9 protein-coding genes are annotated in these 14,052 nt (G+C 68.2%); 5 read left to right on the plus strand and 4 right to left on the minus strand.

Annotation, left to right across the window (positions count from 1 at the left end; translation table 11 throughout):
- Window positions 1-42: 42 nt before the first annotated feature.
- Window positions 43-1,533, plus strand: a complete 1,491-nt coding sequence (locus ACQEU1_RS02430) for a helix-turn-helix domain-containing protein (RefSeq protein ID WP_433195717.1) — start codon at window positions 43-45, stop codon at window positions 1,531-1,533.
- Here ACQEU1_RS02430 and ACQEU1_RS02435 read toward each other — a convergent pair.
- Complete coding sequence (locus ACQEU1_RS02435; protein ID WP_433195719.1) at window positions 1,530-2,720, minus strand: acyl-CoA dehydrogenase family protein; 1,191 nt, start codon at window positions 2,718-2,720, stop codon at window positions 1,530-1,532. The two genes, ACQEU1_RS02430 and ACQEU1_RS02435, sit on opposite strands and share 4 nt — an antisense overlap.
- A 215-nt stretch (window positions 2,721-2,935) precedes the next feature.
- Between ACQEU1_RS02435 and ACQEU1_RS02440 the strand changes: the two genes are divergently transcribed.
- The 4 genes from ACQEU1_RS02440 to ACQEU1_RS02455 are packed head-to-tail and all read left to right on the plus strand — an operon-like array spanning window position 2,936 to window position 6,092.
- A complete protein-coding gene (locus ACQEU1_RS02440; protein WP_433195721.1) occupies window positions 2,936-3,466 on the plus strand; it encodes a flavin reductase family protein in 531 nt (176 codons plus the stop codon).
- 24 nt (window positions 3,467-3,490) lie between these two features.
- The gene (locus tag ACQEU1_RS02445; protein WP_433195723.1) at window positions 3,491-4,459 is read left to right on the plus strand and encodes an amidohydrolase family protein; all 969 of its coding nucleotides are present in this window, start codon (window positions 3,491-3,493) and stop codon (window positions 4,457-4,459) included.
- Window positions 4,446-5,018, plus strand: coding sequence for a nuclear transport factor 2 family protein (locus ACQEU1_RS02450; RefSeq protein ID WP_433195725.1), 573 nt, complete (start codon window positions 4,446-4,448; stop codon window positions 5,016-5,018). The genes ACQEU1_RS02445 and ACQEU1_RS02450 overlap by 14 nt, the downstream gene beginning before the upstream one ends.
- Before the next feature lie 15 nt (window positions 5,019-5,033).
- Window positions 5,034-6,092 (plus strand): amidohydrolase family protein, encoded by a 1,059-nt coding sequence (locus ACQEU1_RS02455; protein ID WP_433195727.1) that lies wholly within the window; start codon window positions 5,034-5,036, stop codon window positions 6,090-6,092.
- 199 nt (window positions 6,093-6,291) lie between these two features.
- Here ACQEU1_RS02455 and ACQEU1_RS02460 read toward each other — a convergent pair whose 3' ends face one another.
- Genes ACQEU1_RS02460 through ACQEU1_RS02470 form a run of 3 tightly spaced genes read right to left on the minus strand, consistent with a single transcriptional unit; the run spans window position 6,292 to window position 14,042 of the window.
- Window positions 6,292-7,293, minus strand: a complete 1,002-nt coding sequence (locus tag ACQEU1_RS02460) for a hypothetical protein (RefSeq protein WP_433195729.1) — start codon at window positions 7,291-7,293, stop codon at window positions 6,292-6,294.
- Window positions 7,294-7,341: 48 nt separating this feature from the next.
- Window positions 7,342-11,895: an AAA family ATPase gene (locus tag ACQEU1_RS02465; RefSeq protein ID WP_433195731.1), complete on the minus strand. Its 4,554-nt coding sequence runs from the start codon at window positions 11,893-11,895 to the stop codon at window positions 7,342-7,344.
- The gene (locus ACQEU1_RS02470; RefSeq protein WP_433195733.1) at window positions 11,892-14,042 is read right to left on the minus strand and encodes a CHAT domain-containing protein; all 2,151 of its coding nucleotides are present in this window, start codon (window positions 14,040-14,042) and stop codon (window positions 11,892-11,894) included. Before ACQEU1_RS02470 ends, ACQEU1_RS02465 begins: the two co-directional genes overlap by 4 nt.
- Window positions 14,043-14,052: the final 10 nt, after the last annotated feature.

The following is a 14,052-nucleotide window of genomic DNA, read 5'->3' on the forward strand; positions in this document are numbered from 1 at the left end:
TGTCTCCTGTGGATAGACGGAATCTTGTTACGGTGCTTGGTCATGACGACGAACTGGCTGCACCGGCTCACCGGCGACCCCGCGCTGGCCCCCGCCAGCTCGGCGGACGCGCTGGCCGGTGCCGCCGAGCGGCTCGGCGCGGGCCCGGTGGCCTGGTCGGTCGAGACGGGCCGCAGGCTCGCCGACGTGATCGCAGCCGAGGTGCCGGACCTGGCCGCCAGCGCGGACCTGCTGGCCACGCTGCGGATGGGCACCGAGTCGGTGGTGCTGCGCGCGGTCCTGCTGCTCGCGGGCGATCCGGCCGCCGGCGCGCCCGAGGAGGCGTTGCTGGGCGACCGCGAGTTCGCCCGCCGCCGCATCGGCCTCGGCCAGGTGCTGCGCGGCATCCGGGTGTCGCACGCGGAGCTGAACCGCCTGCTGATGTCGGCCTGCGCGGACCTCGCCCCGGCCGCCTCGCACGCGGCGGAGTTCCGGCGCATCTCGGAGCTCCTGCTCGGGTACGTGGAGGAGTTCTCTTCGACCATGACGGCCGAGTACCTCGCCGAGCACGACCGCTGGGTGGTCAGCGGAGCCGCGGCGCGTGAGGAGGCCGTCCGCCAGGTGCTCGCGGGCGGGCCGCCGGACCGCGCGCTGGGGTACTCGTTGCAGGGGCGGCACCTCGCGGTGGTGGTGTGGAGCGAGGAGGACGCCGACCTGCAGCACGCGGCGGCCAGGTTCCTGCGGCAGGCGGGGTGTCAGGCGACGCTGGTGGTGCCGACGGGCCGCGCGAGCCTGTGGGCTTGGGGAACGCTGGTGGGTGGGCCGGCAGGGGTGGGGGATGGGCTGGTGGGTGGGCCTGCCGGGGTGCGGGGCGGGCTGGTGGGTGGGCAGGCTGGCGTGCGGGGTGGTTTGGGCGGTGAGCCTGCCGGGGTGCGGGGCGGGCTGGTAGGCGGGCAGGCCGGCGTGCGGAGTGGTTTGGCTGGTGAGCCTGCCGGGGTGCGGGGCGGGCTGGTGGGTGGGCAGGCCAGCGTGCGAGGAGGGTCGGGAGGCGAGCCTGCCGGGGTGCGAGGCGGACTGCCCGGCGAGCGCGCCGGTGCCCCTCCCGGCGTGCGCATCGCGTGCGGGGCCGCGCACCCCGGGCCCGACGGCTTCCGCCGCTCCCACCGCGAGGCCGAGGCCGCCGCCCGCCTCATGCGCCTCAACCCCGCCCAGCCGCCGGTCGTCCACCACCGCGACGTCGCCCTCGCCTGCCTGCTCGCCGCGGACGTCGAGGGCACGCGCCGGTTCGTCCGGGCCGAGCTGGGCGAGCTGGCCGCCGACACGGAGAACGCGGCCCGGCTGCGCGAGACCCTGCGGCACTACCTGCGTGAGGAACGCAGTCTCGCCACGACCGCCGCGCGGCTGCACATCGCCCGCAACACCGTCACGTACCGGGTGAAGCGCGCGCAGGAACTGCTCGGCCACGACGTCGGCGACCGGTTGCCGGAGGTGCTCGCGGCGCTGGAGGCCGCTCACGCGTTCGGAAGGGTTGCGCTGCACGACGACCTCCCCTAGATGAGCGGGGTGACCTGCTCGTCGATGCCGAGCAGCGCCCGGCCGTACAGCTCGGTCGAGATCGCCGGGTTGATCACCGCGTGCCTGCTCGCGGTCTCCTGGTCGCGCCAGATCCGCTGCAACGGGCTCGCCTCGGCGAAGCTGCCCGCGCCCTGCACGCTGAGCAGCACGTCCAGCGCCTCCCGCGCGCGGCGGGCCACGTAGCCGGTGTCCATGCGCACGCGGGCCCTCGTCAGCAACGGCATGTACTCGCCTCGGGCGGCCCACGCGTCGATGTCGTCGGCGGCGCGCAGCAGGTGCAGTTCGGCGGTGTCGATCAGCTGGGCCGCCTCGGCGAGCTGCAGCTGGGTGGACGGCGCCTCGCCGGCGCGCTCGTAGAACGTGTAGGAGATGCCCCTGCCCTTGGCGAGCGACCCGGAGACGACCTCCAGCCCCGCCTTCGCGAGTCCGACCTGCGGGGCGGCCAGCACGAGCGCGAGCACCGGGACCAGCGCGGACCGGTAGAGCGTCTCGCCGGTGTGCTCGGTCGGGTAGTGGCCCTGCACCGCCTGCGTCACCGACATGATCCGGTGGTCCGGCACGAACACCTCGTCGGCCACCAGGGTGTTGCTGCCGGTGCCGCGCATGCCCGCGACGTACCAGGTGTCCTCGATCGTCATGTCGCTCACCGGGATGAGCGCGGTGCCCTGGTCGACCTGCGTGCCGGACGCGTCCACGATCGGGAACCCGAGCACGGCCCACTGGCTGTGCAGGCTGCCGGAGGCGAACCCCCAGCGGCCGGTGATCACCTGGCCGCCCTCGACGGCACGGCTGGTGGCGCTGGGCGCGAGCACGCCGCACACGCGGGCGTCCGGGTTCTCGCCCCAGACGTCGCGCTGGGCCTGCTCGCCGAAGAGGCCGACCACCCAGTTGCTGACGTTGACCAGCGTCGCGACCCAGGCCGTCGAACCGCAGCCGCGGGCCAGTTCGGCGCCGACTTCGAGGAACGTGCGCACGGACGTCTCGTGACCGCCGAACCGACGGGGCACGGTGAGCCGGAACAGGCCCGCGTCCACCAACGCCTCGATGTTCTCCTCGACCACCCTGCGGTCCTGTTCGGTGCGGGTCGCGTTGGCGCGCAACAGGTCCACGAGAGCGGACGCGCGGCCGACGAGGTCGGTGACAGGTGCTTCAGCGGTCATCGTCATTGATTCCTCCGCGGGCTGTGGTGTCGTTGCATTCGACGCCCGGCCCGGCCTGCTGTCTTCGTGCGGCGACCGCCAAATCCGGCCGCCGCTTTGGGCTCGCGGACCAAATTGGGCTGCGGAGCCAAACCCGCCGGAAAGGCTTGTCCGGCAGGACCATGCCGTTCGCGCGGCCAGGCGGGTTCACTGGCGGCAGTCCCCGGTTCGAGGAGGTCGCCGTGCCCGTCGTCACCGCACCACCGGACGCCTCCGCGTTGCGCGCCGTCCTCGGCCACGTCCCCACGGCCGTGAGCGTCGTGACGGCGGCGACGCCGGACGGGCCGATCGGGGTCACCGTCGGCAGCTTCACGTCCGTGTCGCTCGACCCGCCGCTGGTGGTCTTCTACTGCGGGCTGCGCTCCGCCAGCGCCGCCGCGATCGTGCGGGCCGGGGCGTTCTGCGTGAACGTGCTGTCCGCCCGGCAGCACGCGGTGTGCGCAGGGTTCGCCGCCCGCGACGGCGACCGGTTCGCCTGCTGCACCTGGCACCCCGCGGCCAACGGCGCACCCCGCCTGGACGGCGCGGTGGCGTGGGTCGAGTGCGCTGTCGAGGAGAACTTCCCGGCCGGCGACCACCTCGCCGTCGTCGGCCGGGTCACCCTGCTCGACGCCGCCGGTGGCGCGCCGCTGGTGTTCCACCGCGGCAGGCTGACCGGGCTGGCCCCGGCTCGCGACGTGCCGACCCAGCGGTTTCACTGGTGGGACGCTTAGATCATTTCGAGGAGGAACGAACACATGACCCTCGTGGACGTCCACGCCCACTTCGTCACCCCGTCGTACGTCCGCGCCGCGATCGACGCGGGCCACGCGCACCCGGACGGCATGCCCGGCTGGCCCGAGTGGTCGGCCGCCGCGCACCTGGAACTGATGGACGCGACCGGCATCCGCACGTCGGTGCTGTCGATCTCCTCGCCCGGCACGCACTTCGGTGACGACGCCGCCGCACGCGCGTTGTCCCGCGAGGTCAACGAGCACGGCATGGAGGTCGTGCGCGACCATCCCGGACGGTTCGGGCACTTCGCCTCGCTGCCACTGCCCGATGTGGACGGTGCCCTCGACGAGATCGCCCACGCGCTGGACGTTCTCGGCAGTGACGGGGTCACGGTGAAGACCAACGCCCACGGCGCGTACCTGGGAGACGCCCGCTTCGAGCCGGTGTGGCGGGAACTGGACCGGCGCGGCGCGGTGGTGTTCGTGCACCCCACCTCGCCGTGCCACTTCGAGAGCGTGTCGCTCGGCCGGCCGGCGCCGTTGATGGAGTTCCTCTTCGACTCCGCCCGCGCAGCGAGCGACCTGGTGTTCAACGGCGTGCTGACCCGCTACCCGGCGATCCGGTGGGTGTTCACCCACGGCGGGGGAGTGCTGCCCCTGCTGGCCGGGCGGATGGAGCTGTTCCGCACGGCGTTCTTCGAGCAGGAACCCGGCGTCGCACCGGTGCCGGAGCAGCTGCGCGAGGTGTGGTTCGACATCGCCGGAACGCCGTTCCCGCACCAGGTTCCCGCGTTCGCCGCGGTGTTCGGCACCGACCGGCTGCTCTACGGCAGCGACTACTGCTGGACTCCGGCGGTTGCCGCCGCCGCGCAGGTCGCCTCGGTCGACGCCGCCGTCCAGCCTGATGGCGACACGTGGCGCGCCCTCACGACCCGCAACGCGGCGAAGCTGTTCCCCGGCCTCGGAGAAGGGGGCTCTGATGTCGGCCGCTGAGATCACCCAGCTCGTGCTGCACGAGCGCCAGGGCCGTGACCGCGGCTGGTGGGACCAGCAGGCGGCGTGCTTCTGGCCGGACTCCGTCGTCGCGCTGTCCTGGTTCACCGGCTCCGGCGCGGACTTCGTCGCCCGCTCGCGGGAGATGAGCGGCCGCGGTGACGTGAGCGTGCACCGCACGTCACCGCCCGTCGTCCACGTCGCGGGCGACCGAGGCTGGGCCGAGGTGCCCGCCGCCATCGAGGTTCGCACGACGATCGACGGCGTGCTCGCGGACCTCGTCTCGCACACCAGAGTCAGCTATCGCGTCGAGCGGCGCGACGGCCGCTGGGGCATCGTGGCCCTCGACGCGATCTACGAACGGGACACCCTCACCGCCGTCCTGCCCGGCACCACGCTCCCGGCGCCGGACGTCACCCGGTTCCGCCGCTCCTACGCGTTCCTCGCCTGGTACCTGGACCGCCGCGGCTACCCGCTGACCGACGGCCTGCCGGGCGACGACCGCCCCGAGCACCGCGACGAGTTCTACGCCGACACGCTGAAGTGGCTGCACTCCTGACGAAGGACCACCCCGTTGATCATCACCAACGTCCGAGTCTTCGACGGCACCGGCCTCACCGCCGCCAGTACCGTCACCCTCGAAGACGGCCTCATCACCTCGATCACCCCGGACGGCGGTGACGGCACCGGCGGCACCCTGCTGCCGGGCCTGATCGACGCCCACGTCCACCTCACCGGCCGGGCCGACCTCGACGCGCTGGCGGCACACGGCGTGACCACGGCGATCGACATGGCGTCGTGGCCGATCGCCTTCACCACGGCGATGCGCACCGAGAAGGACACGACGTCGATCCTCAGCGCGGGCATCCCGGCGATCGGCCCGGCCGGCCCGCACTCCCACTTCGGCATGCCCGCCGAGGCCGTCGTCACCACCCCGGAGGAAGCGCGCGCCCACGTGGCCCGCCGCGTCGCCGACGGCTCGGACTTCATCAAGGTCGTGACCGAGGCCCCCGGCAGAGGAGGCCCGTCGCCCGAAACCGTGGCCGCGCTGGTCGAAGCGGCGCACAACGCGGGCAAACAGGTCGTCGCCCACGCCAGCCACGCGGACGCGTTCGCCCTGTCCCTCGACGCGGGCGCCGACGTGATCACGCACGTCCCGACCCTCGCACCGCTATCCGCCGCCACCGCCGCACGAGTACCCGCGGCCATCCCCACCCTGACGATGTCGGAGGCCATGGTCGCCGCCCTGCCGGTGCCGGGCGCGGACTACGCTCACGCCCGCGCGTCCGTCACGGCCCTGCACGCGGCCGGTGTGCCGATCATGGCGGGCACCGACGCGTTCTCCGCACCGGGCCTGCCCGTCTCCGTCGCGCACGGCGCGAGCCTGCACCGGGAGCTGGAACTGCTCGTGGACGCCGGCCTGACCCCCGTGGAGGCCCTGCGCGCCGCCACCTCGGTCACCGCCGGGCACTTCGGCCTGACCGACCGGGCGGCGATCCGGCCGGGGCTACGGGCGGACCTCGTGCTCGTGGCGGGTGATCCCACAGCGGACATCTCGGCGGTCCGGGACGTGCGCGGTGTGTGGCTCGGCGGTGTGGAGGTCAGCCGTTCACGACCGGCTTCGTCAGCGTGAGCCAGCCGATACCAGCGCTCCAAACCGCTGGTATCGGTCGATCACTGATCGCGGTACTTGTTCCTTTGTGCTGGAGGCTGTCAGCGGGGCGGTCGTCAGGGTGCAACGTCCCGCTGCGGGTTGAGAGTCCTGGTGCGGACCAAATACGGTTGGCCGGCCTCAATGGACTCGCTTGGGCTAGTCGCGGACTTGCCACATGTCATCGGCTCGAGACGTTGAGCAGCGCGGCTAGGCCGAGCCCTCTGATTTCCTCGATCGTCGGCAAGTCCGCCGAGGTCAGGTTCTCGATGCTACGGTCCACCTTTGGTACGGCGCCGAGTTGCTTGACCTCATCGATGCGGTCGGCTACGAGTTTCGCGAGACGCAGTCCGTCGGTTCGGCTGAAGTCGGTGGTGGTGTACGCGCGGCAGATCGCCGTCGTGCGAAGATTCTCGAACGTCTCCAACTGGTTGAGGAGGTAGGCCTCGGCTGCACGCGTCCGCAGTTCCTCGAACTCGGGCAACCAGAAGTCGTCGCGCTCTGTTCTGGTCTCGACTCGCACGACCAGGTAGTCCACACCGGTCAGTAGGTCGCCATCGGCCTGCAGCCGACCATCCACGATCGCCAGGTTCGCGAGCAGCTCACCGCCCGGAGCGTTGACCACGACGATGTGACCGGGACGGACCGTCTGGTTTCCTCCGCCATCGGCCACCATGCTCCAGTGCAGTCCCAGCACCGGGTCGTCACCCTGAGCCTCGAGGATGGAATCCAGCCCATCGGACACTTTGTCGGCGATCATCCCTGCTACGGTCAGCGGCGGGCCGATCAGGCCTGCGAGCCCGCTCACGACTTTGGCGGCGACGCCTAGCGGTCCGTCTCCGGACGCGCGGTAGAGCGCGGCATCGACCTCCACTACGCCACCGTTGTACGGCAACAGGGTCGTCATCGGGAAGTCCAGGTAGGCACCCGGCGCGTTCCACGTACGTCGTTCAGTGAGACTGCTGAAAGGAGTCGGCCGGTTTCCCAGTCCTAGGAAGTTCAGCGTGACTCCTCCGTACAGGGCAGGGTAGTGATCGTTTCCCCAACTTGTCCGCTGTGCGAGGAAGCCTTCCGCCAGCCACAACCTGAGATAGCCCGTGCCGGGGGCGAGCGGCGTGCCGCCGGGATCCGGGAAGAACTTCACCGTCACTTGTGTCGCTTCAGCGGACACCCAGTTCCGCACGCGGTCTGCCATCCGGTTGGCGAGTGATTGCGGCAAGATGCGCTCCGATCAGCCGTTGTGCTCGGCTTGTCGTAGAAACAGTATGAGGTCGAGACTCGGCAACTCGGCGCTGGTTGGCTCTTCCGCTTCGACGAGCAAGTCCTTCAGCTTGGCCAACAGGATCAGCAGATTTCGTGACGACGGAGGAGTGACGAGGTCCGTCATATGCGCCCGGATGAGGCTGACGGCCTCGCCTGCCATGCTGTCGGGAAGCGGTGGGACGACCAGGGCACAGTCCGCCCCGTTGTCGAGGGAGGCGAGCGCGAGCCGGATGAAACCCGCGCGGAGCTCTGCGAGCGGTTGCGGTTTCTGATCTACGGGTTCGGCCTGGAACACGGCCAGGGTAGTGCCGCTGGAGACGAACTCGTCGACGTCCACCGGTTGAGGCGGGCTTCTCCACTCGGCGGGACGATGATGCAGGTCGCGCACTCGCAACTGCACACCTGCGGTGGTGTTGACTGGTGTTCCGATCATGTGCACGAGCCTGTGCGGGCGGGGTTCGGCTTCGCGTCCGGCGTTGCCCTTGTTCAGGTAGGCGCTGCCCACATAGACGATGTCGCGCTCGCGCCAGTCGGCCTGGCGCACAATTTGTCGTGAACCCGGAACGGACCGGTACCACATGAGGTTCCTGATCAGCAGCGAGGACCGCTGACCGAGCCACTGCTCCCACTCGATGGACTGGATCGGCCGCGGAACGTCGATGGCGATAGTGACCAACTCGTTGTGCAGCGACGGCGACCTGGTCGTGACACGAAGCTCGGTCAACGCTTCGAAGGAACGCCGGGTGGCATCGACTGTGGTTGAGGCCAGCGTTGCGGTGTTGAACACGGTGTGTGGCCGCTCGACGCTTCGGCGTCGGAACACCTCAACGTTCAGTTGGAGCTCATCCCGCTTGGTGACCTTCACCGCGCTGGCCGCGATGAAGCGGTAGCCGTCACCGATCAGAAACAGCGCGCCGAAAATCGTGTTGATCAGCACCGCTACCAGAGCGAAGAAGACGTTCCGCAGACCGGTCGCCCACAGGGCAAGCAGCAGCACTCCTGAGAGAGTTGCCAATGGCATCAACAAGTGGAGCACGCCAGCGTTTTTTGGTTTTGGCCGCGCGTTGCGGTAGTGGCGCCGGCTGGTGTCCTTTCTGGACTGCTTCAATGCCTTGAGTGGCGCGGAGGGTCTGTAATGCTCCTCAAGCATAAGGCGAGCGCATCGGGCATCCACCTGATGTTCGGTGGCGGTGAGGCGTTGCTGGGCGGACTGCAGGAGAACGTAACCCTCCTTGGGCGATGTGCCTGAAATGATCTCCGCGACCCGCAAAGAGAGAAGGCCTTTCGCCCCCGTTCCGGCGCTGGGGGTGATGTTCTCAACGATGTCCGTGATCGCCGCCGCCGAGGTCTGGGTGAGGCAGCGGAACTCCTGTTCGTCGTGGAAGTCGACACGATGCCACTCTTCCCGCACGTCGCTCGGCACGGGCCCGAACGCGCCTCGGCAACGGCGGAACGCAAAGTCCCCGCCAGCCTCTTCGGCGTCCCTGGGCCGGTGATCCGTGACCAGTCTCAGCACGAGCCAGGCTTCTGCGCGGATGCGCGACGCTCCTTCGTGCGCTAGCCGTGCCACCGGACCCCACTGAAGATCCCTGTACCGACGACACAGCCGCAGCTGGGCGAGTTCGCACGCCAGCACCAAGTCTGGATGATCACCTGCACGGAGCGCGGCTCTGCGGTGGTCAGCGAGCAGGGTCGACGCCACTTCGGGTTGACCGACTGTTGCCCATGCATCGGCGACGGCCACCACCAAGGGCCGAGTTGCCCTGCCGTGCAGCCAGGGCGCGAAGTGGCGGTCGGACAGGAGCTGTGGCCGCACATCCGGAATTCGTTCGGAAGGAATCGGCCAGTGGCCAAGTTCGTAGTCGACCGTTGCCGCCGCCAGGTGATCGGCGTCCACAGTACGCAACGCGAGCGCTTCGGCCCGCCAGCCCTGGTACTCCTCCGGTTCGACATATCGCCCGCCGCGCAAGGCGATCAGGAGGCGTACCAGGCGGGCTCTCTCGCGCAACCCGCTTGGTGCCCCCCAGTCAGGCCACGGGTCGTCTTCTCCAGCCCGATCGGCGATGCGCACGGCCAGGTCTGCGAGGTCGGCGGCCTCGTCGATCTGGCAGGTGAGCAAGCGCAGGTAGGCGGCGATCGACAACGCGCTGGCGGCGAGCGTCGAAGGAACGCCGCGTCCGATGGCGATCAGCATGTCGCAAAGATGGTCGTGGGGAACAGGGAGGAACTGATGGTTGAGCGCACCTTCGATCGCCGCGACGATCGCATCGGGGCAGCCGGGCGAGGTTGTGAGCCTCTGCCAGGCGACGCTGCTGAACGCGGTGGCGACTCGGTCGTCACCTGCCGCGAGCCGACCGAGCACGGCACGGTCGGCGAGCAACGCGCTGGTCGTCGCGCTGGGATGGTCGCGTGCGGAACTGCCGACCTGTTCCCACAGCGAGCTGATTCCGTCACGTTGATGTGTGTGAATTCGGGCGGACGCCTGGGTGGCGAGCACCGAGGCGAGGATGCTCGCCTCGCTCGACGCCGCGCGTTCGGCCTCCGACCCGGCGACCCGCGGGGTGACCTGTGTCGCCCAGGCCCAAGCACCCTCACGGCGGATTCGGTGGTCGATGGCGGCCCACGTCCGCGCAGCCTCTGCTGCCGGCGCTAGTCGTACCGCCGCCTCGATCGTCTCCGACGGCAGATCGCTGATCAGCTCGCTTTCTGCGATGACCAGTGCTGCGTCTCTGCCGAGCTGAGCTTGGTCGGTCGCATCGGCAGTGGCCTTTCGCAGTCCTTCACGGAGATGCGGATCTACTTCGATCACCAACGGCCTGCCTTCCGCTGTGGTCGATATGACGGTGACCCACTCCTCAGCGGAGAGCTGGTCAAACACCGCCCTGGAGTCGGCTCCTGCACGTTCGAGGGCTGGGCGGATCAGCTCGTGGTCGAATCGGCCGAACATCGCCGCAGCAGGGAGCGCTGCACGCACCGCTGGATCGCTCACTCGACCGATGATTCGCTGTTCGACGAACGGGTCGCTGTGCTTGGACATCGCGTCGAGACGTAGGCCAGGCTCGTCGATCGCCCAGTCGCAGTACCCTGCCAGCGTGAAGGGGTTGTACATGCCGTCATGCGAAGACCGCGCAAGTACCATGCCCTCCACTTCGGATGGCAACGGCGTGTCCGCTGTTCGGCTCTTGATGTAGTCCCGCGCCTCGGCGCGGCTGAACCCCGTCACCGGAACAACGTGTACGTAGCCACGGTCGCTGAGCAGCGGTCCGGCGTAAGCGGTTCCCCGGCCAGACCCCGGAGGCACCATTGGCCGCCGCCCGGCGAGCACGACTCGCACGTTCGAACACGCCTCGTGCAGCTGCTCGAGAAGCGAGAAGGTCCTGTCGATTGCGGTTGCCCTGGTACCAGGCGCGTAGAGCTTCGCCAGCTCCTCGCACGTGTCCAGCACGAGCACGACCGGAGGCGGCATTTCCTGGAGCAGGCGTGCGAAACGCCTGATCACTCGCCTCAGGAGATTCCGCACGTCGAGCTCGAGTGGATCTGATTTGGAGAGTTCCTCGTGCAGCTCACGAACGCCGTCCAGCAGGCGCTCGTACTTGCGTTCCGCCGAGCGGGTCTCGATGTGCCCGACGAACTGGTCGGCGAGCGCGACCACGAGCTCGGCCCTCTTCTGTTCCGGATACCGAGGATCCAGATGGTCGAAGTCGACCCTCGCCACGGCGAACTGCCTCAGGCCGTGGTCGGAGGCGAACCGGCCAGAGGCCAGGTAGCGAATCGCCGTCGTCTTGCCGACACCTCCGGGGCCCAGAAGGTGTACCACCCAGGGTCTGGGCACGGACTCTGGGTTCTCATCGGTTTTCACGAGGTTGACGAGTGCGTTCTCGACAGCTTCGCGCCGGTGGTACGTAACAAGCCGTTTCGCGTCATCGCGTTCCCGACGTTCGCGATCGATCCGCCATTGTGCGCGCCGCGCCACCTCTGCGAGTGGGCCTCCGAGAACGTCGCCAATGGTTCGAGCGGTCACCGCGACCCGGTCTGCGGCGACAAGGTTGCCTTGCTCGACATGGTCCTGGACCATGCGCATGAGCTCACGTCCAGTGTGGTCGTTGTGATGTTGGAAGACCTCGACCCAGAGTGGAGGGGCGGGGTCGTCGCCTTTGTAACGAGCGAGCTTGAAGTTGAGGTCGTGGGCGAAGTTGAGCAGTGCCGTTGCGCTCACGGTCTGCAGCAGGTAGTCGCCGATCTCACGCAGCCGGCAGTCGCGAACCCAGAACGTCAGTTCATCCTCGCCAAGTTCCTGTCTGCGTTCGGCCAGATCTGCCCGCACCATCTTGCGAACTAGTTGCCCGAGGTTCTGTTCGTCCGCGAGTCCGATCCCGGTCGCCAGCGCCGATGTCCACCGCGGTAGCAGGCTCGCCCAACACAGGGTCTTGGGTTCGAATGTGAGCAACCTGGTTTGCTGGTGGGCGCGTTGTAGCTCGGCCAGCTGTTCTTCCAGGTCCTGGCGCATCTGCTCATTCATCATCGCGGGTACCGTTCGACGTAGCGCTGCCAGGCCACTTCGTCGTTGTTGGCGATCATGTGCTTGGCCCGCGTCATGTAATGAGCCAAGGGATACAGGCGGCCCTCGACCTCGGTCGGGATGCCGTCGAGCACGTCGAAGCCGTCGTGCAGATCTGCCGGATCGACTCCGGGCAAAGCCGCGTACACCTTGGCCATGAGTTCGTCTGGCTCATCGAGCTGCCACGGGTTGAGCAGGATCCACTGGAATCCCATCGAGGCCTCCAGCTTGGACATCCGGTCGAGCCATGGGAACTGGTAGGTCGTGTCGCCCCGTCTTTCCTCGACGAATTTCCGGACCTGTCGGCCATCACCCTCCGCGCTGCCGAAGGCTGCGGTGAACACCACCGGCGCAGTCATGGCCGGTGAACCCAGCCCGTTGGGGTTGCCTTCGTGGAGAAGGCGGAGAACATCGCCCAAAGCACCCCAGGAGTGAATGGAGTCGGCGAGAACCACGGGTCTGCTGTGCGGTCCGAACGGCTTCTGATGCCGACCCGCGACCCTCGCGAACACAGCGAGGTCGTTCGCGAGCCTGCTTGCGACTCGCATGACGTCGAGGTCCTCGATGCCTGTGCTGAACGCGGCGAGTTGGTCCTGTGCTACTTGCCACGAGAGTTCGCGGTCAAGATTGGTCAGGTCTGGAGCGGTTCTCTCGCTGTCTGCGGACACGATGGACAGCGAGCGGAAAGGTACTTCCAACAGTCGTGCGAACCCGATCGCGCGCTTGTAAAGGAGGGACAGTGCCGCACGTAGATGCGGTGGGTGTTCGTCATTCGCGAACGGGCCGAGCAGTAGCGGAAGATGGCCGCGGCGCAGGACCTGAAAGCCGATCTCCCGCAGGAGCCGCGTGCTTCCGATCCGCTTCAGTTCACCTTCCCGTACCGCGCCGATAACGCCAAGTCGGCGTCTCTCATCTTCTTCGAACAGGCGATCAAGTAGGTTGAGGATCTTCTGCCTGCCGATGAACACAGGAGGACGGCGGAGGTCCAGCTGAGTCGCCAGACGAACCAGTGTTTTCGACAGTGCTGGGTTGATCGGCTGAAAGTTCCGCTGCACAGTCGACGCCACGAACAACGAGGGCATAGCCCAGTCAATCCGGGTCGACGCGCACGAGTCCTGAAGTGCCGCCCGGCGGCCGCTCGCAGCGGCGGCCGCGATCGGCATACCTTCGTGTAGTGCGTCCACGAGGTGCCGGGTGTAGAACCGACAAGCCGGTTCGCTGACGTCGCCAGCCATCGCGGACACGATGGGAATTCCCGCCTGAACGAGCTCTGCGGCTAGCGAAGCTGCGTTCACAGGATCGCCTGAGGAGTTCGGTGCTTGGCCACTGCGGCAGGCGCTCAACACCACGGCGAGTGGACGTCCACGGTGGGTAATGAGGGCTTTTCTGAGTGAATCCGCGTTCTTCTGCTTGCCCGCCAACATGACGACGCCACGTCCTCCTACCACGTCTCCGTGTGCGACCAGGTGGACTACATCGGGTGAGAACTGCTCGCACACGCTGGCGAGCTCGATGTCCGACACGTTCTCGACGATCTTGACGACGCAAATTCCGTCTGCGTCGAACCTGCGCAGCAGACCCATGAACATGGCGCCTGGTCTGATGATGTCGTCGGTCAGGCTGCTGCCAATGGCGAAGAGCACCCGTGGAGTTCCGGTGATGGTCTCGGGAGCGGATTGGCCCTTGACCGGCACGACGCGGGTGGTGGCCACGAGCAGATCGGGGTGACTTGCGAGGGGCGTACCCGCGTCGTCGTGCATCGCCTCCCAGACCAGTTGGTTGAGCGACGTGTCCTTGGCTGCCCAGGTGAGCGCGAGCTCGACGCCGCGCGCTTCGACCACCTGCGGCAAACTAAGGATCCTGTCCCACACGGGCGCCAGAACACAGCTGAAGAGCCAATGCCCGTAGCGCTGGATGTCATCGGGATACGGCTTGTGGCCGTCGATGCGGCGGATCAGGTCTTCCAGGTCAGGTGGCGGGTCCGTTCGCGTCGGTACCGGATGCGAACCTGGCCCCAACTCGACCTTCTTCAGGTCGAACTCCTCGAGCAGTCCATCGCAATGCACGACGACTTGCCAACCGGCAGAGGCCGCGGTGACTGCGATGGTCACCTGAGGAAGA

Source organism: Lentzea sp. CA-135723 (assembly GCF_050936595.1).
In the GTDB taxonomy this organism is placed as follows: Bacteria; Actinomycetota; Actinomycetes; order Mycobacteriales; family Pseudonocardiaceae; genus Lentzea.